The 25250-nt window shown below is 68.9% G+C and carries 21 protein-coding genes and 2 tRNA genes; 5 read left to right on the top strand and 18 right to left on the bottom strand.

Features of this window, described 5'->3' with window-relative positions:
* Positions 1-38: 38 nt before the first annotated feature.
* From rodA to AC07FA_RS01815, 9 genes are all read right to left on the bottom strand, one after another.
* On the bottom strand, positions 39-1229 hold the full coding sequence (gene rodA, locus AC07FA_RS01855; RefSeq protein WP_479072715.1) for a rod shape-determining protein RodA: 1191 nt from the start codon (positions 1227-1229) through the stop codon (positions 39-41).
* Entirely contained in the window at positions 1229-3400 is a 2172-nt protein-coding gene (gene mrdA, locus AC07FA_RS01850; protein WP_479072714.1) for a penicillin-binding protein 2, read from the bottom strand. The genes rodA and mrdA overlap by 1 nt, the downstream gene beginning before the upstream one ends.
* Positions 3401-3508: 108 nt before the next feature.
* The gene (gene mreD, locus AC07FA_RS01845; RefSeq protein ID WP_479072713.1) at positions 3509-4171 is read right to left on the bottom strand and encodes a rod shape-determining protein MreD; all 663 of its coding nucleotides are present in this window, start codon (positions 4169-4171) and stop codon (positions 3509-3511) included.
* A gap of 11 nt (positions 4172-4182) precedes the next feature.
* Entirely contained in the window at positions 4183-5259 is a 1077-nt protein-coding gene (mreC, locus tag AC07FA_RS01840; protein ID WP_479072712.1) for a rod shape-determining protein MreC, read from the bottom strand.
* 125 nt (positions 5260-5384) lie between these two features.
* Positions 5385-6404 carry a rod shape-determining protein gene (locus tag AC07FA_RS01835; protein WP_479072711.1) on the bottom strand — a complete coding sequence of 340 codons (1020 nt, stop codon included), beginning with the start codon at positions 6402-6404 and terminating at the stop codon, positions 5385-5387.
* A gap of 291 nt (positions 6405-6695) precedes the next feature.
* Complete coding sequence (ndk, locus tag AC07FA_RS01830; protein ID WP_266930635.1) at positions 6696-7109, bottom strand: nucleoside-diphosphate kinase; 414 nt, start codon at positions 7107-7109, stop codon at positions 6696-6698.
* Positions 7110-7220: 111 nt separating this feature from the next.
* A complete protein-coding gene (locus AC07FA_RS01825; RefSeq protein ID WP_479072710.1) occupies positions 7221-7577 on the bottom strand; it encodes a DUF4233 domain-containing protein in 357 nt (118 codons plus the stop codon).
* A gap of 3 nt (positions 7578-7580) precedes the next feature.
* On the bottom strand, positions 7581-9083 hold the full coding sequence (gene folC / locus AC07FA_RS01820) for a bifunctional tetrahydrofolate synthase/dihydrofolate synthase (protein WP_479072709.1): 1503 nt from the start codon (positions 9081-9083) through the stop codon (positions 7581-7583).
* A 117-nt stretch (positions 9084-9200) separates the two neighbouring features.
* Entirely contained in the window at positions 9201-11822 is a 2622-nt protein-coding gene (locus AC07FA_RS01815) for a valine--tRNA ligase (RefSeq protein ID WP_479072708.1), read from the bottom strand.
* 137 nt (positions 11823-11959) lie between these two features.
* Between AC07FA_RS01815 and AC07FA_RS01810 the strand changes: the two genes are divergently transcribed.
* Entirely contained in the window at positions 11960-12940 is a 981-nt protein-coding gene (locus AC07FA_RS01810; RefSeq protein WP_479072707.1) for a hypothetical protein, read from the top strand.
* Between the two features lie 80 nt (positions 12941-13020).
* On the opposite strand, the gene clpX is transcribed toward AC07FA_RS01810, so the two are convergent.
* The 5 genes from clpX to AC07FA_RS01785 all read right to left on the bottom strand — a co-directional run bounded on the left by clpX (position 13021) and on the right by AC07FA_RS01785 (position 17713).
* Positions 13021-14319 carry an ATP-dependent Clp protease ATP-binding subunit ClpX gene (gene clpX, locus AC07FA_RS01805; RefSeq protein WP_479072706.1) on the bottom strand — a complete coding sequence of 433 codons (1299 nt, stop codon included), beginning with the start codon at positions 14317-14319 and terminating at the stop codon, positions 13021-13023.
* Positions 14320-14474: 155 nt separating this feature from the next.
* Positions 14475-15158 carry an ATP-dependent Clp protease proteolytic subunit gene (locus AC07FA_RS01800; protein ID WP_328910152.1) on the bottom strand — a complete coding sequence of 228 codons (684 nt, stop codon included), beginning with the start codon at positions 15156-15158 and terminating at the stop codon, positions 14475-14477.
* Positions 15159-15234: 76 nt separating this feature from the next.
* Positions 15235-15840, bottom strand: coding sequence for an ATP-dependent Clp protease proteolytic subunit (locus tag AC07FA_RS01795; protein WP_479073414.1), 606 nt, complete (start codon positions 15838-15840; stop codon positions 15235-15237).
* A gap of 261 nt (positions 15841-16101) precedes the next feature.
* Positions 16102-17487, bottom strand: coding sequence for a trigger factor (gene tig, locus AC07FA_RS01790; protein WP_479072705.1), 1386 nt, complete (start codon positions 17485-17487; stop codon positions 16102-16104).
* A 149-nt stretch (positions 17488-17636) separates the two neighbouring features.
* Positions 17637-17713, bottom strand: a tRNA-Pro gene (locus AC07FA_RS01785).
* Positions 17714-17892: 179 nt separating this feature from the next.
* Here AC07FA_RS01785 and AC07FA_RS01780 point away from each other — a divergent pair.
* A tRNA-Gly gene (locus AC07FA_RS01780) sits at positions 17893-17966 on the top strand.
* Between the two features lie 85 nt (positions 17967-18051).
* Here AC07FA_RS01780 and AC07FA_RS01775 read toward each other — a convergent pair.
* Complete coding sequence (locus AC07FA_RS01775) at positions 18052-18246, bottom strand: hypothetical protein (RefSeq protein WP_173313276.1); 195 nt, start codon at positions 18244-18246, stop codon at positions 18052-18054.
* 501 nt (positions 18247-18747) lie between these two features.
* Here AC07FA_RS01775 and AC07FA_RS01770 point away from each other — a divergent pair.
* Complete coding sequence (locus AC07FA_RS01770) at positions 18748-19902, top strand: acyltransferase family protein (RefSeq protein WP_479072704.1); 1155 nt, start codon at positions 18748-18750, stop codon at positions 19900-19902.
* Between the two features lies 1 nt (position 19903).
* Here the strand turns inward: AC07FA_RS01770 and AC07FA_RS01765 are convergent, their stop codons facing one another.
* The gene (locus AC07FA_RS01765) at positions 19904-20404 is read right to left on the bottom strand and encodes an HD domain-containing protein (protein WP_479072703.1); all 501 of its coding nucleotides are present in this window, start codon (positions 20402-20404) and stop codon (positions 19904-19906) included.
* A gap of 172 nt (positions 20405-20576) precedes the next feature.
* Between AC07FA_RS01765 and AC07FA_RS01760 the strand changes: the two genes are divergently transcribed.
* On the top strand, positions 20577-21743 hold the full coding sequence (locus tag AC07FA_RS01760; protein ID WP_479072702.1) for a cation:proton antiporter: 1167 nt from the start codon (positions 20577-20579) through the stop codon (positions 21741-21743).
* Between the two features lie 13 nt (positions 21744-21756).
* Here the strand turns inward: AC07FA_RS01760 and AC07FA_RS01755 are convergent, their stop codons facing one another.
* Positions 21757-22932: a PP2C family protein-serine/threonine phosphatase gene (locus AC07FA_RS01755; protein WP_479072701.1), complete on the bottom strand. Its 1176-nt coding sequence runs from the start codon at positions 22930-22932 to the stop codon at positions 21757-21759.
* A gap of 105 nt (positions 22933-23037) precedes the next feature.
* Between AC07FA_RS01755 and AC07FA_RS01750 the strand changes: the two genes are divergently transcribed.
* On the top strand, positions 23038-24270 hold the full coding sequence (locus AC07FA_RS01750) for a GNAT family N-acetyltransferase (protein ID WP_479072700.1): 1233 nt from the start codon (positions 23038-23040) through the stop codon (positions 24268-24270).
* 19 nt (positions 24271-24289) lie between these two features.
* On the opposite strand, the gene AC07FA_RS01745 is transcribed toward AC07FA_RS01750, so the two are convergent.
* Entirely contained in the window at positions 24290-25099 is an 810-nt protein-coding gene (locus AC07FA_RS01745; protein WP_479072699.1) for an Fpg/Nei family DNA glycosylase, read from the bottom strand.
* Positions 25100-25250 lie beyond the last annotated feature (151 nt).

Genomic DNA, 25250 nt, shown 5'->3' with positions numbered 1-25250 from the left:
CGTGGGCGGGCAGGGGGCGGCGGCCGATCGGCCGTGGATCAGGCGGTTATCGGCCGCTGAACCCGGATCGACTGGAGCAGTCCGACCGCCACCCAGACGGCGAACATCGATGATCCTCCGTACGAGACGAACGGCAGTGGTAGCCCGGCGACCGGCATGATGCCGAGGGTCATGCCGATGTTCTCGAAGGACTGGAAGGCGAACCAGGCGATGATTCCGGCGGCGACGACCGTGCCGTACAGCTCGGTCGTCTCGCGGGCGATCCGGCAGGCGCGCCACAGGACGACGCCGAGCAGGACGATGATCAGTCCGGCGCCGAGGAAGCCCAGTTCCTCGCCCGCGACGGTGAAGACGAAGTCGGTCTGCTGCTCGGGGACGAACTGGCCGGTGGTCTGGGAGCCCTTGAACAGACCGGTTCCCGCGAGGCCGCCGGAACCGATCGCGATGCGGGCCTGGTTGGTGTTGTAGCCGACGCCGGCCGGGTCCAGCGCCGGGTTGGCGAAGGCCGCGAACCGGGCGATCTGGTAGTCGTCGAGGAGCCCGAGCTGCCAGATCGAGACGGCGCCGGCGGTGCCCGCGCCGAGCAGTCCGAAGACCCAGCGGTTCGATGCCCCGGAGGCGAGGAGCACCCCGAGGACGATGACGGCCATGACCATGACCGAGCCGAGGTCGGGCATCAGCATGACGACCGCTATCGGGATGAGCGCCAGACCGAGCGACTTGGCGACGGTCCGGTGGTCGGGGTGCAGCTGGTCGCCCGCGTCGACGCGGGCGGCGAGCAGCATCGCCATCCCGAGAATGATCGTGATCTTGGTGAACTCGGAGGGCTGGAGGGAGAAACCGCCACCGATGATGATCCAGGCGTGCGCCCCGTTCACCGTGGCGCCGAGCGGTGTGAGGACCGCGAGCACCAGGAGCACCGAGAGGCCGTACAGGACCGGGACCGCGCCGCGCAGGGTGCGGTGGCCGAGCCAGATCGTGCCGATCATCAGGGCGACGCCGATGCCGGTGTTGAGGGCGTGCCGGAACAGGAAGTAGTACGGGTCGCCGTGGGTGAGCGTGTCGCGGTTGCGGGTCGCCGACCAGACGAGCAGCGAGCCGATGAGGGACAGCGCGAGCGCCGAGCCGAGCAGCGGCCAGTCGAGCCGCCGTACGAGCGAGTCGCGGGCGGTGAGCCTGGCCCAGGAGGTCCGCTCGGGGGCGTACCGGGAGACGGAGAAGCCGGCCATCAGTCCCGCCTTCCCGGGGCTCCGGCGAGTGCCTGCTCCACCTCACCGGCGGGCTTCTGCGAGTCGGGGTCGTAGGGCTTGATCTTCGGCGCGTCGATCGAGCCGTCGGGCTGGATCTTGGGCAGGGCCTTCTGCGGCGTGGGCAGGAGGGCCTTCTTCAGGTTCTGCTTGCCCTCGGCGTCGAGACCGTAGAGCGCGTTGTAGATGTTGCGCACGGCGGGCCCGGACGCGCCGGAACCCGTACCGCCCTGGGAGATCGTCATGACGATCGAGTAGTCCTTGGTGTACGTGGCGAACCAGGAGGTCGTCTGCTTGCCGTAGACCTCGGCCGTGCCCGTCTTGGCGTGCATCGCGATCTTGTCCTGGGGCCAGCCGCCGAATCGCCAGGCAGCGCTGCCCCGGGTCGCGACACCCGCCAGGGCTTCGTCTATGACGTCGCGGGTGTTTCCCTTGAAGGGCAGCTTGCCGTGCGACTTCGGCTTGATCTCGCGGACGGTCTTGCCGTCGCCGCTGACGATGGCCTTGCCGACGGTCGGGTTGTAGAGCGTGCCGCCGTTGGAGATGGCCGCGTAGATCGTCGCCATCTGGATCGGGGTGACGAGGGTGTCTCCCTGGCCGATCGAGTAGTTGACGGAGTCACCGGCGCGCATCTTGTCGCCTTCGAGGCAGTTCTCGTACGCGATCTTCTCGACGTACGTGCCGTCCTTCTTGCCCTGCTTGCACCAGCCGTCCTTGTTGGCCCGGAAGAAGTTCTCCTTCCACTGGCGGTCGGGGACACGGCCGGTGACCTCGTTGGGGAGGTCGATTCCGGTCTCCTTGCCGAGACCGAACTGGTGGGCCGTCTTGTAGAACCAGTCGTTGGTCTTCTTCTTCGGCTGGATGCCGCCGTCGCGCTGCCACTCCCTGTGCGCGAGGCCGTAGTAGACGGTGTCGCAGGAGACCTCCAGGGCGCGGCCGAGGCTGATGCTGCCGTAGCCCTGGGACTCGAAGTTCTTGAAGACCTGACCGCCGATGGAGTACGAGCTGGGGCAGGGGTAGTTGCCGTCGAAGGGGTATCCGGCGTTGACCGCTGCGGTCGAGGAGACGACCTTGAAGATGGACCCGGGGGCGGCCTGCCCCTGGATGGCCCGGTTCAGCAGCGGGAAGTTGGACTTCTTGCCGGTGAGCTCGGCGTAGTCCTTGCCGGAGATGCCACCGACCCAGGCGTTGGGGTCGTAGGTGGGCAGGGAGGCCATCGAGACGATGCGTCCGGTCTTGGACTCCATGACGACGACAGCGCCGGAGTCGGCCTTGTAGAGCTCGTTGGTGTTGCGGTCCATCTCCTTGCGGGCCGTCTCCATGGCCTTGTTCAGCTCGTACTCGGCGACGGCCTGGACCCGTGCGTCGATGGAGGTGACGACACTCGCGCCGGGCTCCGCCTTGTCGTTCTCGGCCTGCCCGATGACACGGCCGAGGTTGTCGACCTCGTAGCGGGTGACGCCGGCCTTGCCGCGCAGTTCCTTGTCGTACGTGCGCTCCAGGCCGGAGCGGCCGACCTGGTCGGAGCGGAGGTACGGGGAGTCGGTGTCCTGGGCCTTGGTGAGCTCTTCGTCGGTGACCGGTGAGAGGTAGCCGAGCACCTGGGCGGTGTTGGCCTTGCCGGGTGCGGCGTAGCGGCGTACGGCCGTGGGTTCGGCGGTGATGCCGGGGAAGTCCTCGGCACGCTCACGGATCTGGAGGGCCTGCTGGGTGGTGGCCTCGTCCGTCACCGGGATGGGCTGGTAGGGCGAGCCGTTCCAGCAGGGCTGCGGTGTCTTGGAGTCGCAGAGCCGGACCTTGTCGAGGACGTCCTTGGGTTCCATGTCCAGGACTTCGGCCAGCCGGGTGAGGACGCCTTGGCCGTCGTCCTTCATCTTCATCAGCTCGGTGCGGCTGGCGGAGACGACGAGCCGGGTCTCGTTGTCGGCGAGGGGCACGCCCCGCGCGTCGAGGATGGCGCCGCGGACGGCGGGCTGGACGACCTGCTGGACGTGGTTGTTCTTCGCCTCGTCCGTGTACTCCTGGCCGTTGCGGATCTGGAGGTACCAGAGACGGCCGCCGAGCGTCAGCAGCAGGGAGAAGACAAGGACCTGAATGACGATGAGACGGATCTGGACCCGCTGGGTCCGGCCCGTCTCGGGAATGTTGCTCATGCGGCGCCCCCGGTGGTGGTCCGGCCGGGGGTTCGGGGGTTGTGGTTGCCCCCCGGGAAGCAGAGCCTCATGCGGCGCCCCCGGTGGTGATCAGGTACTGGTCCGGCCTCACAGTCGTTTGACCCCCTTGATCCTTCCCGCGCGTGCGGCGCGGTTCCGGGCTGCCTTGACGCGCAGTCCGCCGCGCTGGCTGCCGATGCGAAGTCCTGTGCCCGAGGAGAGCCAGCCCGCGGCGACGTCGCCGCCGTTCGAACTCTCGGCGAGCGGGTCGTTCTCGGTACGTCTGGCGAGCGCCATGATGAGCGGCACGGTGAACGGCGCGAGGAGCAGGTCGTAGACCGCGGCGGTGAACAGCAGACTGGCCAGGCCCACGTGGCGGGCGGCCGTGTCACCGACGAGGGCGCCGACTCCCGCGTACAGCAAGGTCGATCCGACGGCCGCGGCGACGACGACGGCCATCGGGACGAACGCCGACTTGAGCTGCCCGTTCTCCGGTCTGGCCAGGCCCACGAGGTAGCCGATGACGCAGAGCACCAGGGCGTAGCGCCCGGCGGCGTGGTCGGCGGGGGGTGCCAGGTCGGCGAGGAGGCCCGCGCCGAAGCCGATGAGGGCTCCGCTGACGTGGCCGTAGACGAGGGCGAGCGCGACCACGACGAGCAGCAGGAGGTCGGGGACGGCGCCGGGGAGCTGGAGCCGGGCGAGTACGGAGACCTGGACGACGAGGGCGACCACGACCAGGGCGACGGAGAGCAGTGTCCGGTTGAGGCGCATGGGGGTCAGCTCTACTCCTGGTCGTTTGCGGTGTCGCCGGCGGGATCGGCGTTGCCCGCCGGGTCGGCGGGATCGGCGTTCCCCGGCTGGCCGGCGGCGTCGTTCTCCGTGGGCCCGCCGCTCTCGTTGACGTTCCCGACGACCTTTCCGGCGCCGTCGACGAGGTCGCCGTTCGGCTGGAGGGTGACCGTGACCGTCGGGGTGGGCTTCGGCTTCTCGGGTTTCTTGGGCTGCTTGGGCAGGACCATGTCGCGGGGGTCCTCGCGCGGTGCCTGGACGACGATGCCGACGATGTCGAGCTTGGTGAAGCCGACGTACGGCTTGACGTAGACCGTCCGGGTGAGGGCGCCGCCGGACGGGTCAACGCGGACGACTTCGCCGACGGGGACTCCGGGGACGAACGGCTTGTCCTTGCTGGAGCCGAAGGTGACGAGACGATCGCCGCTCTTCACCTTGGCCTTGCCGTTGAGGAACTGGACCGAGAGCGGCCGGGAGCCCTGGCCGGTGGCGAAGCCGAGCTCGTCGGTCTTCTCCATCCGGGTGCCGACGGTGAAGTCGGGGTCGTTGGCCAGCAGGACGGTCGCGGTGTTCGGTCCGACGGTGGTGACCCGGCCGACCAGTCCCTCACCGTTGAGGACGGTCATGTCGCGCTTGAGGCCGTCGTGGGCGCCCGCGTCGATGGTGATCGTCCAGGAGAAGCCCTGGGCCGCTCCTATGGCGATGACCTCGGCGGCCTTGATGCCGTACTGTCCGGCGCCCGCGTTCTTCATCATCATGTCGAGCTGGCGGACCCGGCTGCGGTTGCGGTCGTCGCTGCCGAGCTTCGCCTTCAGTGCCGCGTTCTCGTGTTCGAGGGCCGCGATCCGGTCATGCCGGTCTCCGGAGTCCCGTACGGCTCCTATGGCGTTGCCCACCGGGTCCACCGCTGCCGCGACGCCGTTCTCGACCGGCCCGAAGACCGTTGCGGCGGCCTGCCTGGCGCCGTCGACCGGCGACTCCTCGCCGCCACGGATGTCCACCGTGATCAGTGCGAACGCGGTGGCAACCAGCAGCACCAGGAGCAGCCGGCTCTCTCGTGTGTCCCTCACGTGCGGCGGCCGTGCCTTCCTCGTCGGAATGTTCGTGCCTGTATATCAACGATCTGTTCTACGGGGCGGCTGCGTCCGCCGGGCCCCCCGCACCCGTACGGGTGCGGGGGCCGACCGAGGGACCGTCACCTGCGCGGCTGGGCGTCCAGCACCTGCTGGAGCGCCTCGAACTCCTCGACGCACTTGCCGGAACCGAGTGCCACGGAGTCCAGCGGGTCCTCGGCGATGTGGATCGGCATGCCGGTCTCCATGCGGAGCCGCTCGTCGAGACCGCGCAGCAGCGCGCCGCCGCCGGTGAGGACGATGCCCCGGTCCATGACGTCGCCGGAGAGCTCCGGCGGGCACTTGTCGAGGGTCGTCTTCACCGCGTCGACGATCGCGTTGACCGGCTCCTCGATGGCCTTGCGGACCTCGGCTGCCGAGATGACGACGGTCTTGGGGAGCCCGGACACGAGGTCGCGGCCCCGGATCTCGGTGTGCTCGTCCTTGTCCAGGTCGTACGCGGAACCGATCGTGATCTTGATCTGTTCGGCGGTCCGCTCACCGAGGAGGAGCGAGTACTCCTTCTTGATGTGCTGGATGATCGCGTTGTCCAGTTCGTCACCGGCGACCCGGATCGACTGGGCAGTGACGATTCCGCCGAGCGAGATCACCGCGACCTCGGTGGTGCCGCCACCGATGTCGACGACCATGTTCCCGGTGGCCTCGTGGACCGGCAGGCCGGCGCCGATGGCCGCCGCCATGGGCTCCTCGATGATGTGCACCTGACGCGCGCCGGCCTGCGTCGATGCCTCGATGACGGCGCGTCGCTCGACCCCTGTGATGCCGGAGGGCACACAGACGACGACCCGCGGACGGGCCAGGTAGCGGCGCTTGTGGATCTTGAGGATGAAGTAGCGGAGCATGCGCTCCGTGATCTCGAAGTCGGCGATCACGCCGTCCTTCAGTGGCCGCACGGCGACGATGTTGCCCGGTGTGCGGCCGATCATCTTCTTGGCCTCGGAACCGACCGCGAGAATGCCACCCGTGTTGGTGTTGATGGCCACGACGGACGGCTCGTTCAGAACGATGCCGCGCCCCCTGACGTACACCAGCGTGTTGGCAGTCCCGAGGTCGATAGCCATGTCACGGCCGATGAACGACATTGAGTTCCCCTTGTTCCCCATGAGGATGCGTCGGGCCTTCCCAATTGAAGCGATTGGCTTGTTTTTGGTAGGCGAGGTTGGCGCTGTGGGCGTGGAAGCTTCCATCGTAGTGCCGTGAGCACGGACACAGCGCGACGGTCCTGCGCCATTGTGGGCGGAACGGGTGTCCGTTCCACTCATGGTGACGATACGTCGGAGGGATGCGTTCCCGCGATCGCAGACCCTATGCGGAGGGGCGACCGAATTACTTCGGTCGCCCCAGGTCATGAGCGCTGTTTGGCTGATCCGGGGTCAGGAAAGTCCGGGAAAGAACAGCTTCAGTTCTCGCTCTGCGGACTCCTCGGAGTCCGAGGCGTGGATGAGGTTCTCACGGGTGATCGTGCCGAAGTCGCCACGGATCGAGCCGGGCGCGGCGGCGATCGGGTCGGTCGGTCCCGCGAGGGCGCGGACGCCCTCGATGACCCGCTCGCCTTCGGCCACCAGAGCGACGACGGGGCCGGATGCCATGAACTCGACGAGCGGCTCGTAGAACGGGCGGCCCTTGTGCTCGCCGTAGTGCTGCTCCAGCGTCTCCTGGTCGAGCGTGCGCAGCTCCAGCGCGGTGATCTGCCAGCCGGCCTTGCGCTCGATGCGGCCGACGATCTCGCCGATCAGCCCACGCCGGACGGCGTCGGGCTTGAGAAGGACGAGGGTGCGCTGAGTCATGTACGGCTCCTTGCAGGCATACGGGTGCGGTGAAGCGAGATTACAGGGGCGCGTGAACGGACCGACGGGCGGGTTTACGTGCCGCCGGTGCGCCCGGCGGCACGGTGGACGTCAGCTCGCGGCCGGTGTCCGCGCGGCCTCCTGCGCCGCCCATCTGGCCTTCGCCTCGTCGATCTTGCGCCCGTAGTGCAGAGAGGCCCACCACAGGCCGCCGAAGGCCAGGCCGAGGACGAACATCATCGGGACGACGAAGCCGCTCAGCACCAGCGCGACCTGGAGCGCCCAACCCAGCTGGATGCCGCCCGGACGGGTGATGAGACCGCAGAGGACCACGGACAGCAGCATGCCGATACCGCAGACGGTCCACACCGTGGCCGTCGACAGGTCGTCGGACTTCATGGCCACCAGACCGGCGAAGCCGATGACGAAGAACTCGCCGAGCAGCGTCGACGCGCAGAGCATACGCACAGGTCAGCCCTTTCCCAGAAGCAGCCGGGCCTCGCCGACCGTGATCACCGAGCCGGTCACGAGGACTCCCGCCCCCGCGTACTCGTCCTCCTCCTCGGCCAGGGTGATCGCCGCCTCCAGCGCGTCGTCGAGGCGCGGCTCGACCTGGACGCGGTCGTTGCCGAAGACCTCGACGGCGATGGCGGCCAGTTCGTCCGCGTCCATCGCCCGCCCGCTGGAGTTCTGCGTGATGACGACCTCGGCGAAGATCGGCTCGAAGGCTTCGAGGAGCCCGCGCACGTCCTTGTCACCGCTCGTGCCGACCACGCCGATGAGCCGGGAGAAGCTGAACGCCTCCGACAGCCCGTCCGCGGTGGCGCGCGCGCCGGCCGGGTTGTGGGCCGCGTCCAGGACGACGGTCGGACTGCTGCGCACGACTTCGAGGCGGCCCGGCGAGACGACGGAGGCGAACGCCTTGCGGACCGCCTCGATGTCCAGCGAGCCGCTCTGCTCGGCGCCGATGCCGAAGAACGCCTCGACCGCGGAGAGCGCGACCGCCGCGTTGTGCGCCTGGTGGGCTCCGTACAGCGGGAGGAAGATCCCGTCGTACTCACCGCCCAGCCCGCGCAGGGTCAGGAACTGGCCGCCGACCGCGATCTCCCGGGAGACGATGCCGAACTCCATGCCCTCGCGGGCCACGGTGGCGTCCACCTCGACGGCCTTCTTCAGCATCACCTGAGCGGCGTCCACGGGCTGCTGCGCCAGGATGACCGTCGCGCCCTGCTTGATGACGCCGGCCTTCTCCCCCGCGATCTCCGCGGGCGTGTTGCCGAGGCGGTCCGTGTGGTCCAGCGAGATGGGGGTGACGACCGCGACCGAGGCGTCGATGACGTTGGTCGCGTCCCAGGTGCCGCCCATGCCGACCTCGACGACCGCGACATCGACCGGCGCGTCGGCGAAGGCCGCGTACGCCATGCCCGTCAGCACCTCGAAGAACGACAGCCGGATGTCCTGCTGGGCGTCGACCATCTCGACGTACGCCTTGATGTCCTCGTACGTCTCGACGAAGCGCTCGGCCTCGATCGGGACGCCGTCCAGGCTGATCCGCTCGGTGATCGACTGGACGTGCGGCGAGGTGTAGCGGCCGGTGCGCAGGTCGAAGGCGTTCAGCAGGGCCTCGATCATGCGGGCCGTGCTGGTCTTGCCGTTGGTCCCGGTGATGTGGATGGAGGGGTACGCGCGCTGCGGCTCACCGAGCACGTCCATCAGTGCCGCGATGCGCGTCACCGAAGGTTCGAGCTTGGTCTCGCCCCAGCGGCCGGCGAGCTCCTGCTCCACGGCGCGCAGTGCCTTGTCGATCTCCGGGTCGGTGGGGCGGGCGGGAACCTCGGCGCCCTGCGGCGGTCCCGAATGGGTGCGCAGTGTGCGGCTCCCGGCCTCGATCACCGCCAGGTCGGGGTCGCGCTGGGTCTCGGCGTCGACGATCTCGTCGAAGCTGTTGTCGCTGGGGTCGGGCTGCTCGGTCACGGGTCCAGTCTACGGAGGACCACCGACACGGCCTCCCCGGCTCTCCCCCGCGGGACGCGCAAGGCCCCGGACCGTGGGGTCCGGGGCCTTGCGCGGGTGGTCAGGCCGCGCGGGTGGTCAGGCCGCGGGCAGGCTGTCCAGCTGTCCCTGGATTCGCGCGATGTCCGCCTCGGCCTTGGTCAGGCGGCCACGGATCTTGTCGACGACGTGGTCCGGGGCCTTCGCCACGAACGCCTCGTTGCCGAGCTTGCCGTTGGCCTGAGCGACCTCCGACCGGGCCGCGTCGAGGTCCTTCGTCAGGCGCTTGCGCTCGGCCGCGACATCGATGGTGCCGGAGAGGTCGAGCGCCACCGTGGCGCCCGCGACCGGCAGCGTCGCCGTGGCCTGGAAGCCGTCCTCGGCGGGCTGGAGACGCAGCAGCTGGCGGATGGCCGCCTCGTGCGGGGCGAGCGCCGTGCCGGTCAGGGTCAGCCGCGCCGGAACCTTCTGGCCCGGCTGGAGCCCCTGGTCGGAACGGAACCTGCGGACCTCGGTGACGACCTGCTGGACCAGCTCGATCTCCTGCTCAGCGGCGTCGTCGCGGAAGCCGGAGTCGGTGGGCCAGTCGGCGATGACGACGGACTCACGGCCGGTGAGCGCCGTCCACAGCGTCTCCGTGACGAACGGGACGACGGGGTGCAGCAGGCGCAGCATCACGTCGAGGACCTCTCCGAGGACGCGGCCCGAGACCTCGGCGGGCTTGCCGCCCGCGAAGAACGTGGTCTTGGACAGCTCGACGTACCAGTCGAAGACCTCGTCCCAGGCGAAGTGCCGGAGCGCCTCGCTGAGCTTGGAGAACTGGAAGTCGTCGTAGAACGCGTCGACTTCGGCGACCGTCTTGTTGAGCCGCGAGAGAATCCAGCGGTCCGTCACCGACATCTCGTCGGCGGACGGGAGTTCGCCCTCGATCGTGGCGCCGTTCATAAGCGCGAAGCGCGTGGCGTTCCAGATCTTGTTGGCGAACTTCGCCGAACCCTGGACCCACTCCTCGCCGATCGGGACGTCGACGCCCGGGTTGGCGCCGCGCGCCAGCGTGAAGCGCAGGGCGTCGGAGCCGTACTTGTCCATCCAGTCCAGCGGGTTGACCACGTTGCCGAAGGACTTCGACATCTTCTTGCCGTGCTCGTCGCGGACCATGCCGTGCAGGACGATCGTCTCGAACGGCGGGACGCCGTCGTTGACGTACAGGCCGAACATCATCATCCGGGCGACCCAGAAGAAGAGGATGTCGTAGCCGGTGACCAGGACGGAGTTCGGGTAGAACTTCGCGAGGCTGTCGGTCTGTTCGGGCCAGCCCAGCGTCGAGAAGGGCCACAGGCCCGAGGAGAACCAGGTGTCCAGGACATCGCTGTCCTGCGTCCAGCCCTCGCCCGTGGGGGCCTCGTCGTCCGGTCCGACACAGACGACCTCACCGTTCGGGCCGTACCAGACGGGGATGCGGTGGCCCCACCAGAGCTGGCGCGAGATCGTCCAGTCGTGGAGGTTGTCGACCCAGTCGAAGTACCGCTTCTCCATCTCCTGCGGGTGGATCTTGACGCTGCCGTCGCGGACGGCGTCACCGGCCGCCTTGGCGAGCGGGGCGACCTTGACCCACCACTGGAGGGAGAGGCGCGGCTCGATCGTGGTCTTGCAGCGCGAGCAGTGGCCGACGGAGTGGACGTACGGCCGCTTCTCGGCGACGATCCGGCCCTCGGCGCGCAGGGCGGCGACGATGGCGGAGCGGGCCTCCAGGCGGTCGAGTCCCTCGAAGGGGCCGGGGACCGTGATGACGGCGCGCTCGTCCATGACCGTGAGGAACGGCAGGTCGTGGCGCTTGCCGATCTCGAAGTCGTTCGGGTCGTGGGCCGGGGTCACCTTGACGGCGCCGGTACCGAACTCCGGGTCGACGTGGTGGTCGGCGACGACCGGGATGGTGCGCTCGGTGAGCGGCAGCTTGATCTGCCTGCCGACGAGGTGCTTGTAGCGCTCGTCGTCGGGGTGGACGGCGACGGCTGTGTCACCGAGCATCGTCTCGGCCCGCGTCGTGGCGACGACGATGGTCTCGTCGCCCTCGCCGTACGTCATGGAGACGAGCTCGCCGTCGTCCTCCTGGTACTCGACCTCGATGTCGGAGATCGCGGTGAGGCAGCGGGGGCACCAGTTGATGATGCGCTCGGCGCGGTAGATCAGGCCGTCGTCGTACATGCGCTTGAAGACGGTCTGGACGGCCTTGGAGAGGCCCTCGTCCATCGTGAAGCGCTCACGGGACCAGTCGACGCCCTCGCCGAGGCGGCGCATCTGACCGGAGATCTGACCGCCGGACTCGTCCTTCCACTGCCAGACGCGCTCGACGAACGCCTCGCGGCCCAGGTCGTGGCGGGACTTGCCCTCCTTGCCGAGCTCGCGCTCGACGACGTTCTGGGTGGCGATGCCGGCGTGGTCCATGCCGGGCTGGTAGAGCGCCTCGAAGCCCTGCATCCGCTTGCGGCGGACGAGGGCGTCGATCAGCGTGTGCTCGAAGGCGTGCCCCAGGTGGAGGCTTCCGGTGACGTTCGGCGGGGGGATGACGATGCTGTACGCGGGCTTGTCGCTGTGCTCGTCGGCTTCGAAATACCCACGTTCTACCCAGCGCTCATACAGCTTCCCCTCTACCTCGGCCGGCGCGTACTGGGTCGGCAGTTCGGGGTTGCTGGCTGTCTGCTGCTGAGTGTTCTCGGTCACGAGGGACAGTTTAGGGCCGTCACAGTCCTGCACTGAAACCGGTTGGTTCAGTAACGGTGTGCCGCCCGGTGCCCCACGTCAGGGCCGTGTCCGCGAGGATGTCGGGAACGCATAAGCATTCTGGAGGGGACAGCAGCATGAGCTACAACCAGCCGGGCCCGTACGGTGGGCAGCAGCCGCAGGGCCAGCCCGGACCGTACGGACAGCAGCCGGGCCCGTACGGCGGCCAGCCGCCGCAGGGTCCGCCGCAGGGCCAGCCCGGTTACGGGTACCCGCAGCAGGCCCCTCAGGGTGTCCCGCCGCAGCAGCAGCCCCCGCAGGGCTACGGCTACCCGCAGGGCCAGCAGCCGGGCCCGTACGGCCAGCAGCCGCCCACGCCCCCGTACGGCGGCCAGCCGGCCTACGGCGGCCAGATGCCGCCGGCGGCGCCCAAGAAGAAGACCGGTCTGATCGTGGCGGGCGTCGTCGTGGCGCTGGCCGTCATCGGCGGCGGCGTGTACTTCGCGACGTCGGGGGGCGGCGCGAGCAACAGTGACGTCTCGGACTCCACCAAGGGCTACAAGCTGACGCCCGCGGCCTCCGTGGACGACTACAAGAAGGACGGCGCGGGCCAGGCGGCGTCGGGTCCGCTGACCGGCAAGGACAAGACCGAGGCGGAGGCCATGGGGATCAAGAACCCCCAGCAGGCGGGCGCTTCGTACAACTCCGGCGCCGAGCTCTCCGGGAAGGTCCTCACCCTCAGCGGCATCTGGGGCGATGTCACCGACCCGGCGAAGGTCATCGACGGCTCCTTCGACAACGCCGGTGAGGACTTCAACGGAGGCTCCGGGATGGAGGTCTCGCTGATCGGCAGTCCCAAGGCCGTCACACCGGCCGGATTCAAGGGCGCACTGATGAAGTGCCAGGACATGAAGATGGTCAACAAGGAGGGCGACGGCAGCGCCGCGAAGGGCCCCAAGGAGTTCCAGGTCCCCATCTGCGTCTGGGCCGACTACAGCACCGTCGGCGTGCTCGTCGGTGTGGACGTGGCCCTCTCCATGAGCGGCAAGGGCATGGCTCAGGACGACGTGGCCGCGCTGGCCGCGAAGCTCTACAACACCTCTCGCACCAAGATCTGATCCCGGTACGACGCCGAAGGGGCGCCCAGCCGTTCAACCGGCCGGGCGCCCCTTCGGCGTACGTGTGAGAACCGCTGCCGCTACGCGGACTTCTCGTGGCGGCCGCCGTCGTTCTTGCCGATCGTGCGCGGCTCGCGCGGGACCAGCGTCGGGTTGACGTTGTTGCGGACGACATCCGGTGTGATGACCACGCGGGCGACGTCCTTGCGGGACGGCACCTCGTACATCACGGACTGGAGGACTTCCTCCATGATGGCGCGCAGACCGCGGGCGCCCGTCTGGCGCAGGATCGCCTGGTCGGCGATGGCCTCCAGCGCCTCACGCTCGAACTCCAGCTCCACGCCGTCGAGTTCGAACAGCTTCTGGTACTGCTTCACCAGGGCGTTGCGCGGCTCGATCAGGATCTGGAGCAGTGCCTCGCGGTCCAGGTTGTGGACCGAGGTCAGCACGGGAAGACGGCCGATGAACTCCGGGATCATCCCGAACTTCACCAGGTCCTCCGGCATGACCTCCTGGAACTGGTCGCTCGCCTGGATCTCCAGCTTCGAGCGGATCGTCGCGCCGAAGCCGATGCCCTTGGCGCCGGCCCGCGACTCGATGATCTTCTCCAGACCGGAGAAGGCGCCGCCCACGATGAACAGCACGTTCGTCGTGTCGATCTGGATGAACTCCTGGTGCGGGTGCTTCCGGCCGCCCTGCGGCGGTACGGAGGCGGTGGTGCCCTCCAGGATCTTCAGCAGGGCCTGCTGGACGCCCTCGCCGGAGACATCGCGGGTGATCGACGGGTTCTCGCTCTTGCGGGCGACCTTGTCGATCTCGTCGATGTAGATGATCCCGGTCTCGGCCTTCTTGACGTCGTAGTCGGCGGCCTGGATCAGCTTCAGCAGGATGTTCTCGACGTCCTCGCCGACATAGCCGGCCTCCGTCAGCGCCGTCGCGTCCGCGATGGCGAACGGGACGTTGAGCATGCGGGCCAGCGTCTGCGCGAGGAGCGTCTTGCCCGAGCCCGTGGGGCCCAGCAGCAGGATGTTGGACTTCGCGAGCTCGATCGCGTCGTCGCGGTTGGCCCCGCTGCTGTTCTCGCCGGCCTGGACCCGCTTGTAGTGGTTGTACACAGCGACCGAGAGGGCCTTCTTCGCGGGCTCCTGCCCTACGACGTACCCCTCGAGGAACTCGTAGATCTCGCGCGGTTTGGGAAGCTCCTCCCACCGCACCTCGGAGGTCTCCGCGAGCTCCTCCTCGATGATCTCGTTGCAGAGATCGATGCACTCATCGCAGATGTACACACCGGGTCCCGCGATGAGCTTCTTCACCTGCTTCTGGCTCTTTCCGCAGAACGAGCACTTGAGCAAGTCGCCGCCATCACCGATGCGTGCCACGAGGTGCTTCCCCTTCGCCTGGGAGACGCCTGGTTCAGCGGCTCCTGGTGCCTCTATCCGACGGTACCTTGCCTGACCCCCCGTACGGGCCCCCCTTGGCACGGTTCACACGGCCGAGACCGTGCAAACGGAACGTGCCAAGGGGAAAGACCGACTCAGACGGAAGCGCCTGCTGTGGTCTTACGGGTGGAGACGATCTGGTCCACCAGACCGTACGCGAGAGCGTCCTCCGCGGTAAGGATCTTGTCGCGCTCGATGTCCTCGCTGATCTTCTCCAGCGGGGTGGTGGAGTGCTTGGCCAGCATCTCCTCCAGCTGCGTGCGCATCCGGAGGATCTCGTTGGCCGCGATCTCCAGGTCGGAGAGCTGCTCACGGCCGGTCTGCGAGGACGGCTGGTGGATCAGCACACGGGCGTGCGGGAGCGCCATGCGCTTGCCCGGCGTGCCCGCCGCCAGCAGGACGGCGGCGGCGGAGGCCGCCTGGCCCATGCAGACCGTCTGGATGTCCGGCTTCACGAACTGCATCGTGTCGTAGATCGCGGTGAGCGCGGTGAACGAGCCGCCGGGGCTGTTGATGTAGATCGAGATGTCGCGGTCCGGGTCCATCGACTCCAGGCACAGGAGCTGCGCCATGACGTCGTTGGCCGAGGCGTCGTCGATCTGGACGCCGAGGAAGATCACGCGCTCCTCGAAGAGCTTCGCGTACGGGTCGTACTCACGCACACCCTGCGAGGTGCGCTCCACGAAGCGCGGGACGACGTAGCGGTTGTCCACCTGCGGGCCGGTGTAGAGGCCGCTCGCGGAGGCGCCGGGGAAGTTGTTCATGTGGGTGTTCACCATCCTGGTGGCGTTCTGTGGGCTGGGTTCTCGGCGTACGAGAGGTGCGGAAGGTGGTGCCGGTCCGGTGGAAGCCGGATCAGGCGCCGGTGCCGCCGCCGCCCGGGATGCCCGACGCGGCCGAGATGATCTCGTCGATGAGGCCGTACTCCTTGGCCTCCTCCGCGGTGTACCAGCGGTCACGGTCGCCGTCGCGGATGATCGTCTCCACGGTCTGACCGGAGTGGCGGGCGGTGATCTCCGCCATACGCGTCTTCGTCCGGAGCAGGTACTGGGCCTGGATCTTGATGTCCGAGGCGGTGCCGCCGATGCCGGCCGAACCCTGGTGCATGAGGATGTCGGTGTTCGGGAGCGCGAAGCGCTTGCCCGCCGCGCCACCGGTCAGCAGGAACTGGCCCATCGAGGCCGCCATGCCCATACCGATCGTGACGACGTCGTTCGGGATGTACTGCATGGTGTCGTAGACCGCCATGCCTGCGGTCACCGAGCCACCGGGGCTGTTGATGTAGAGGTAGATGTCCTTGTCCGGCTCGGCGGCAAGGAGCAGCAGCTGTGCGGTGATCTTGTTGGCGATGTCATCGTCGACCTGCTGTCCGAGGAAGATGATGCGCTCGCCGAGCAGTCGGCTGTAGACCTGGTCGCCGAGGCCACCACCGAGGGACGGCTCTCCGGCGGCGTAGGGCATCAGATTCGTCACGTATCCACCTGCTCGTCTCTGACGGCTCCGGCCGTCTCAGCGTCTTCGTACCGGGTGGGCGGGGACTCCCCCACCCTTCCTTCATGGACCCTAACGCGCAGGTAGGACAACGCCATCCCGCTTCCCCAACTGTTCGCTGGGAGCGCAAGGTAAGCAGTCCGCACAAGGGTTCCGACGGTCGCACGCCGATACGACGACGGGCCCCGGACGCACAGCGTCCGGAGCCCGTCGAACGGATCGGTACGAGGCTCAGCCCTGGGGCTTGTCCTCGGCGTTCTCGGTGTCGCCCTCGGCGGCCTCGACGGCCTCCGTGGTCTCTTCCTCGTCGTCCTCGAGGTCGACGATCTCACCGTTGGTGTCGACGACCTTGGCGGCCTCGACGACGACGGCGAGCGCCTTGCCGCGGGCGACCTCGCCGACGAGCATCGGCACCTGGCCACCCTCGACGACGGCCTGGGCGAACTGGTCGGGGCTCATGCCGGAGGAAGCAGCGCGCCGCATGAGGTGCTCGGTGAGCTCCTCCTGGTTGACGTTCAGCTTCTCCTTGTTGACGAGCTCGTCGAGGATGAACTGGGTCTTGATGCCCTTGATCGCCTGCTCGGCGGTCTCGGCCTCGAACTCCTCGAGCGTCTTGCCCTGGATCTCCAGGTACTTCTCGAGGTCGAGACCCATCTGACCGAGCTGGTGGTGCTCGAGGTTGTGCTTGCGGGTCTGGACCTCGTCCGCGAGAAGCTTCTCGGGGATCGGGACCTCGGCCAGCTTCAGCAGCTCGTCCAGGACGCGCTCCTGGGCCTGGGTGGCCTGGTCGTACTGCTTGGTGTTCTCGAGGCGCTTGCGGCTGTCCGCCTTGAGCTCGTCGAGCGTGTCGAACTCGCTCGCCATCTGGGCGAACTCGTCGTCCAGCTCGGGAAGCTCACGGGCGGCGACGGAGGTGACCTTGACGGTGACCTCCGCGTCCTTGCCCTCGGCGGAGCCGCCCTTCAGCTGAGAGGTGAAGGTGGCCTCGCCACCGGCCTCCAGGCCGGTCACGGCCTCGTCGATGCCTTCGAGGAGCTCGCCGGAACCGATGGTGTACGAGACACCGGCGGCCACGCCGTCCTCAAGGACCTCTCCCTCGACCTTGGCCTCCAGGTCGATCGTGACGACGTCGCCTTCGGCGGCGGCGCGCTCGACCGGGTTGGTGGAGGCGAAGCGCTCGCGGAGCTGCTCCACGGCCTTCTCGACGTCCTCGTCGGTGACCTCGAGGGCGTCCACGGTGACCTCGATGCCGGAGTAGTCCGGGATCTCGATCTCGGGGCGCACGTCAACCTCGGCAGTGAAGGACAGCAGCTCGCCGTCCTTCAGCTCGGTGATGTCGACCTCGGGCTGGCCCAGAACGTTGAGCTCACCCTCGTTGACAGCCTCGGTGTAGAACTTCGGGAGGGCGTCGTTGACGGCCTCCTCCAGCACAGCACCACGGCCGAACCGCTGGTCGATGACCCGGTTGGGGATCTTGCCCTTACGGAAGCCCTTCACCGTGACCTGCTGGTTGATCTTCTTGTACGCCGCGTCGAGGCTGTCCTTGAGCTCCTCGAAGGGCACCTCAATGCTGAGCCGAACCCGGGTCGGGTTCAGGGTCTCCACGGCGCTCTTCACGGTTCGGTCTCCTTGGGGGCTGACTTCTTGGGGTTCTGCTGGACCGCCAGCGGCGGCTTCGCGGATCGGGCCCGGTTCATCGGACACACGGGCACGCAATTTGCATAGTAACGGCAAGGGGGATGACTCCCCCAATGCGATCTTGCCTGTGGTCGGGGTGGCCGGATTCGAACCGACGACCTTCCGCTCCCAAAGCGGACGCGCTACCAAGCTGCGCCACACCCCGTCGGTGCGACACGTAGGGTACATGCAGTCGGGCAGTGCATCGCACGCTTTGCACCGGACGCTTCACAGCGGGTGTCCGCCGACTCGGCCGGCCGGTCCCGCAACGGGTGTGCGGAGCACACCGCGGACCCGCTACGATGCTGTTCGTGCCGAGGTCCACGGACCTGCGGTGCGGTCTGTGCGGGCGTAGCTCAATGGTAGAGCCCTAGTCTTCCAAACTAGCTACGCGGGTTCGATTCCCGTCGCCCGCTCCATGCGAAGGCCCGGTTCGGCAGTGACTGCCGAACCGGGCCTTCCGCGTTGACCCCGGACCCTCGGAGGACCCTCGGACCGTACGGATCAGAAGCTGATCTGGTTGATGGTGTCCGCGAGCGAGTTCATGAACCTGTTGATCGACGGCGCCATGCCGGTCGATGCCAGGAAGAAGCCGAAGAGCACCGCGACGATCGCGGGCCCGGCCTTGATGGACCCACCACGGATCAGCACCACCAGGATGATCGCCAACAGAAGCACCACAGACAGTGAAATGGCCACGACTGATCACACCCTTGGTCGGTCCGCCTTGCCGGCCCGGCTGCGTGCGTTGCGGCACGCCCCGTCGCATCCATCGTGCCACCAACTCCCCTGTGGTTGCTGCCAGGTGACGAATCAACCTGTCCGAATCGCGCCATACTCGCGCCCGCGCGCACTCCGGGGCGGATGGCTCCCGGCGGGCGCCCCGGCGGCCCCGGGCCGTGCGGGGCAAGGGCTGCGGGACGGGCCGCGCGGAAGCTGTGAGCTTTCTGTGCGCCGGATAAGTGGAATTTAAATGAGTGTGATCGTTTCCATACCCCCACACTTCGTTCACAGCCCATTCCCAGCGAAGAGTGGGACGAAATTCACGTGCCCCAACTACCCTCCGCTATGCACTATTTAAGGGGGATTAAATGGTGCATAGCGGTCAGATGTCGGTGGTTTCACTTCCGAATGAGCGGGAACACGCGATATCTGATGAGGGTTTTACGAATTGCAATCGCCGGGTCTAGGGTGCCTTAGATGTTCCAAGCTCCGAGCGTATTTCAGAGGGCCCCACTCCCCCCTGCGACCCGGGAGTCGGAGCCCAGACACGTGCAGACCCTGACGGCCCCCGGCACTCCCCCCACCCCCGTGCCGAGCCGTCCCGCCGCCACCGCACCGGCCAAAAAGCGTGATGCCTACTTCGACAACGTGAAGTTCCTCGCGATCGTGCTCGTCGCCGTCGCGCACGCCTGGGAACCGGTGATGGACGGCAGCCGGGCCGCCCGGGCGCTGTACATGGTCGTGTACGCGTTCCACATGCCGGCCTTCATCCTCATCTCCGGTTATTTCTCACGCTCGTTCGAGATGACCCCGGGCAAGGTGAAGCGCCTGATCACCGGTGTCGCCGTGCCCTACGTGCTGTTCGAGACCGCCTATTCGCTGTTCAAGCGGTACGCCGGCGGGGCGCCCGAGCAGGAGATCAGCCTGCTCGACCCGATGTTCCTCACCTGGTTCCTGATCGCGCTGTTCGTCTGGCGGGTCACCACTCCGGTGTGGAAGGCCCTGCGCCACCCGCTGCCGGTGGCGCTCGCGATCGCCGTGCTCGCCTCCGTGACACCGGCGATCGGTGACGACCTCGATCTCCAGCGCGTCCTGCAGTTCCTGCCCTTCTTCGTGCTCGGACTGGTCCTGAAGCCCGAGCACTTCCAGCTGGTCCGACGGCGCGAGGTCAGGCTGCTGAGCCTGCCGTTGCTCGCCGGGGCCCTGCTCTTCGCCTACTGGGCCGCGCCGCGTATGCAGCTCGGCTGGTTCTACCGCAGCAACAGCGCGCAGGAGATGGGCGCGCCGTGGTGGTCGGGGGCCGTGATGTCACTGGCGATGTTCGGCTGCGCACTGGTCCTGACCGCCGCGTTCCTGGCCTGGGTGCCGCGTCGGCACCTGTGGTTCACGGTGCTGGGCGCCGGGACGATCTGCGGTTACCTGCTGCACGGCTTCCTGGTGAAGGGCGCCGGATACGCCGGGCTGTTCGACCGCTTCGAGTGGCTGGGTTCGCCCGGCGGGCTCGTGCTCGTCTCGCTGGTCGCGGCGGCGGCCGTCACTCTGTTCTGCACGCCTCCGGTACGCCGCATCCTGCGCTTCGCCACGGAACCGGACATGAACTGGGCGTTCCGCCGGGATGCCGCCAGGCTCTGAGTCAGGGCGACGACGGGTTGGCTTGAACCCGCTGTTCGGTGGGCGGTTCGCCGTCCATGAGCCCCAACAGCCTTCGTACCTGCGCATATTTCGCGGTCAGACGGGTACGCGTGGCCGGTTCCAGCACCGCGAGCCGGGCCGGGTCGGCGTTGTGGGCGAGATCGGACTCCTTGACGAGCAGGGCGCCAGGAGTCGCGAGAATCCTCGCGGTGTACGAGGAGAGGTCCTCGCCGTCCCGTCTGGTGACGGCGAGGACCATGTCTTTGACGGGCCGCGGCAGGGCCGCCCCGTCCAGCCAGTCGCGGGTGAGCGCGTCGTCCTCGACCGCGTCGTGCAGCCAGGCGGCGGCGATCTGTTCGTCGCTGCCGCCCCGCTTCCGTACACCCTCGGCGACCGCCGCGAGATGGTCGGCGTACGGGCGTCCTGCCTTGTCGGTCTGGTTTGCGTGGGCCTCGCGGGCGATCGCCTCGACTTCGGCCAGGGTCAGTTGGGGAGTGGTCACGGTGCCGACTCTACGGACGGACTGTGAGGTGGGGGCGGGGTTCGGCGGGGTCCGGACCGTACGGAGAGTTGCAACGTCAATCGTTCGGTAAACTAATTACTGACGATTCCTTGACGCTCTCTTGACCGACCGGAGGATCAGGCTCATCGGACACGCAGACACCCTCATCGCCATGGGCGGCGCCTTCCTCGCCGCCGCAGTCCTCGCCCGCGTCGGCGGCCGGATCGGCCTGCCGACCATTCCCCTGTTCATCCTGGCCGGGATCCTGCTCGGCCCGCACACCCCCGGCATCGTCCTCGTCGACGACCCGCACGACCTGGAGATGCTGTCCGCGCTCGGTCTGGTGCTGCTGCTCTTCTACCTGGGGCTCGAGTTCCACCTCGACGACCTCAAGGAGGGCGGGCGCAGGATGGCGCTCGCCGGGGGCGCGTACCTCGCCCTGAACGTCGGCGCGGGGCTCGGCTTCGGCTTCGCGCTGGGCTGGGGCACCTCGGAGGCGCTGGTGCTCGCCGGTGTCCTCGGCATCTCGTCGTCGGCCATCGTCACCAAGGTCCTGGTCGACCTCGGACGCATCGGCAATCCGGAGACCAAGCCGATCCTCGGCATCATCGTCGTGGAGGACGTCTTCCTCGCCCTCTACCTCGCCGCTCTCCAGCCGGTCCTGTCCGGTGCGGACAGTCTCGGCGCGGCGGTCCTGGACGGGGGCAAGGCGTTCGGCTTCCTGCTGCTGCTCGCCCTGGTCGCCCGCTTCGGCACCAAGGCCGTCTCCCGGCTGATCGACACCAAGGACGACGAACTCCTCGTCATCTCCTTCCTCGGGGCCGCGGTCTTCGTCGCCGGTGTCTCGGAGTGGTTCGGTGTCGCCGACGCGATCGGCGCCTTCATGGTCGGTCTGATGCTCGGGAGCACGACCTCGGGCGCACGCATCCTCAAGCTGGTCCACCCGTTGCGGGACGCCTTCGGCGCGATCTTCTTCTTCGCCTTCGGGCTCTCGATCAACCCGGGCGACCTGCCCAGCGTGGTGTGGCCCGTGCTGGCGGCGGTCGCGGTGACCGTCGCGATGAACGTGTGCGCGGGACTGGCCGCCGCCAAGGTGTACGCCTTCGGGCCGAAGGCCACGGCCAACATCTCCACGACGCTGCTGGCGCGCGGCGAGTTCGCCCTGATCCTCGCCACGATGGCGGCGGGCGCGGGGCTGGACGAACGGCTTTCCCCGTTCATCGCCGGATACGTACTCGTCCTCGCGGTCCTCGCACCGCTGGCCGCCGGGCGCTCGCACGTACTGGCCCGGATTCTGCCCGGCGGGCGCGACAAGGAGTACGGGGCCCTGCCCGGTTGACGGGCGGGGTGTATCAACCGCTTCCGTAGGGTTCGGGGGCGGTTGAGGTACGGCGGGACAGCAGGAGCAGCGCGCGGTCGTCGTTGACGTCCTTCGCGCACGCTTCGATCAGGTGCCAGGCGGCGCCCTCGAAGCCCGTGGCGACATAGCGGTCGGCCTCGCCCGTCAGCCGGTCGATGCCTTCGGCGATGTCCCGGTCCGAGGTCTCCACGAGGCCGTCGGTGAAGAGCATCAGGACGTCGCCGGGTGCGAGATGGCCCTTGACCGCGTCGAACTCCGCGCCGTCGTAGACACCGAGCAGGGGGCCTTCCGCCGCCATCTCCTCCCACACCCCGCTGCCCGCGTGGAGCTGGAGGGCCGGCGGGTGGCCCGCGGAGAGGAGTTCGTAGTCGCCCGACTCCAGGTCCAGGACCAGGTGGATCGATGTGGCGAAGCCCTCGTCCCAGTCCTGGCGCAGCAGATAGCCGTTGGCGGCGGGCAGGAAGCCGTGCGGGGGCAGCGAGCCGAGGAGACCGCCGAAGGCTCCGGACAGCAGCAGGGCCCGGGAGCCTGCGTCCATGCCCTTGCCCGAGACGTCGGTGAGGACGGCTTCCAGGGTCCGGCCGCCGTTGGTGCGGGCGGCGACGACGAAGTCACCGGAGAAGGACTGGCCGCCCGCGGGGCGCAGGGCCATCTCGCGGTGCCAGCCCTGGGGCAGCCTCGGCAGGGCGCTCTGGACGCGGATGCGTTCGCGCAGGTCGAAGAGCATGGTGCCGCCGCGGCGCCACGGGACGCCGACTCGTGCCCTGAACTGGGCGAGGACCAGGCCGAAGAAGCCGCAGGCCGCGACCACCAGGACGGTGCCGGGGGTGACGCGGACCGGCTCCGCGCCGTACGGGCCGAGGGCGATGGACTCCACGATCAGCGCGGCGGCGGCCGTCGCGTACAGGCCGAGCAGGCTGGCCGGCCGCAGCAGCAGGCCGCCCGCGACGATCGGGAGGACGAGCGCGGCGGGGGCGCACCACAGGGGGTTGAGGAGGGTGGCGCAGGTGATGGCGGGAACGGTGAGCAGCAGGCCGACGAGGGCGATCCAGTCGGAGCCGTCGCCGCGGAAGTAGTCCACGCCGGACTTGCGCAGCGCGATGCGGGCCCGGTGCGCCGATCTTCGCCACCGGGCCGCGTACGAGTCTGGTCCTCCGCGACGTGCCATTGCGGGGACCTTATCCACCCTGGGGGCTCCAGTGCAGGGGGACCCCGGCGACAATGCGTTCGAAATCGGGTAGCTCGTCCGGCGCACCGCTGGTAGGGATGGCATATGACGACACAACTTCGCGTGCTGCGGCCTTCCGAATGGGACACCTGGTTCGGGAAGCTGGAGCGGGCGTTCGGCGCGGTGCCGACGTCACCGGAGGCCCGTGAGCTCTGGGCCGCGCTGACCGAGCCCGAGCGGTCCCTCGGGATCTGGGACGGCGAGGAGTGCGTGGGGACGGCCGGGGCGTTCAGCTTCCGGGTGACCGTGCCCGGCGGGGCGGCCGTGCCCGCCGCCGGGGTGACGATGGTGAGCGTGGCCGCGACGCACAGGCGGCGCGGTCTGCTGACGTCGATGATGCGGCGCCAACTGGACGATGTGCGGGCCCTGGGTGAACCGCTGGCCGTCCTGACGGCCTCCGAGCCCGCGATCTACGGGCGCTTCGGCTACGGGGTGGCCAGCCGGGAGATGGGGCTGGAGATCGACACCACGCGGGTGCGGCTCCGGGCGCCTGCCGGCTCCGCCGAGGTCCGCCTGCGGTTCGCGGACCCGGTGGAGGCACTCGACGCCTGCGAGGCGGTGTACGCGCGGTTGGCTCCGGGCCGGCCGGGAACGCCGGTGCGCAGGCCCGGGTGGGAGCGCAACGCGGTGCTCGATCCCGAGTCCGCCCGGGGCGGCGGCTCTCCGTTGCAGTGCGTGCTCGCGGAGCGGGGCGGGGAGGTCGTCGGGTACGCGACGTTCCACATCAGGCCCGCGTGGGACCGGTCGGGACCCAAGGGCACGATCGCGGTACGTGATCTGGCGGCACTGGACCCGGCCTCGTACGCGGCGCTGTGGCAGTTCCTGTTCGACATCGACCTGACCTCCACGGTCGAGTGCCCCAACCGGCCGGCGGACGACGCGCTGCTGCACCTCGTCTCGGACGTACGGCGCTGCGGTGTGCGGCTGCGGGACGGGCTGTACGTGCGTCTGGTGGACGTGGGGGCCGCGCTGGAGGCGCGTGCGTACCGGGCGCCGGTGGACGTGGTGCTGGAGGTGGAGGACGCCTTCTGCCCGTGGAACGCGGGGCGTTGGCGGCTCCAGGCCGACGCGAAGGGCGGCGCGAGCTGCCGGCGGACCGAGGACGAGGCGGATCTGGCGCTCTCTGTCCGGGAACTGGGGTCCGTGTACCTGGGGGGTGTGCCGCTCGTCCCGCTGGCGGCGGCGGGCCGGGTGCGGGAGCTTCGGGCGGGTGCGCTGGGCGTGGCGGCGACGGCGTTCTCGTCGGACGTCGAGCCGTGGCTGCCGCACGGGTTCTAGAGCGGGTGGTCCGTGGGGCTCAGCCCGCTTGGCAGGTGGGGCACCAGAAGAGGTTGCGGGCGGCCAGGTCGGCCGTGCGGATCTCCGTCGCGCAGATGTGGCACGGCTGGTGCGTGCGGCGGTAGACGTAGACCTCGCCGCCGTGGTCGTCGACGCGCGGGGGGCGGCCCATCGCCTCGGGGAGGTGCTCGGGGCGGACCGTGTCGATGCGGTTGTTGCGGACGCCTTCGCGCATCAGCAGCACGAGGTCGGCCCAGATCGCGTCCCACTCGGCGCGCCTGAGGTCCTTGCCGGGGCGGTACGGGTCGATGCCGTGCCGGAACAGGACCTCGGCCCGGTAGACGTTGCCCACGCCCGCGACGACCTTCTGGTCCATCAGGAGCGCCGCGATGGTGACGCGGCTGCTGGAGACGCGCCGCCAGGCCCGCTCGCCGTCCTCGTCCGTGCGCAGCGGGTCCGGGCCGAGGCGGTCGTGTATCGCCTGCTTCTCGGCCTGGGTGATCAGAGCGCAGGTGGTGGGGCCGCGCAGATCCGCGTGGTGGTCCGCGTTCACCAGGCGCAGCCGGACCGTGTCGGTGGGTGGCGGGGCCGGGGCCGTACCGAAGCCGAGCTTTCCGAAGAGGCCCAGGTGGATGTGGACCCAGCCGATGTCCCCGAAGCCGAGGAAGAGGTGCTTGCCGTGGGCGTCCACGCCCGTGAAGGTGCGGCCGTCGAGCAGGGCTGCGCTGCCGGAGAACTTGCCCTGAGGGCTGCTGACCCGTACCGGGGCACCCGAGAACCGCTCGCTGTGGTCCGCGGCGAGGCGGTGGATCGTGTGTCCCTCGGGCACGTCGGCTCCCGTACAGGTGTGGAGGTTGCTGTGACACGACCGTGGGGGGGGGGGGGGGGGGGGGGGGGGGGGAGGGGGGGGGGGGGGGGGGGGGGGGGGTGGTGGGGGGGGGGGGGGGGGGGGGGGGGGGGGGGGGGGGGGGGATGGGTAT

Source organism: Streptomyces sp. NPDC045968 (genome assembly GCF_056430475.1).
The sequence above is the reverse complement of the archived record's forward strand: the minus strand, read 5'-3'. Positions and strand labels throughout refer to the sequence as shown.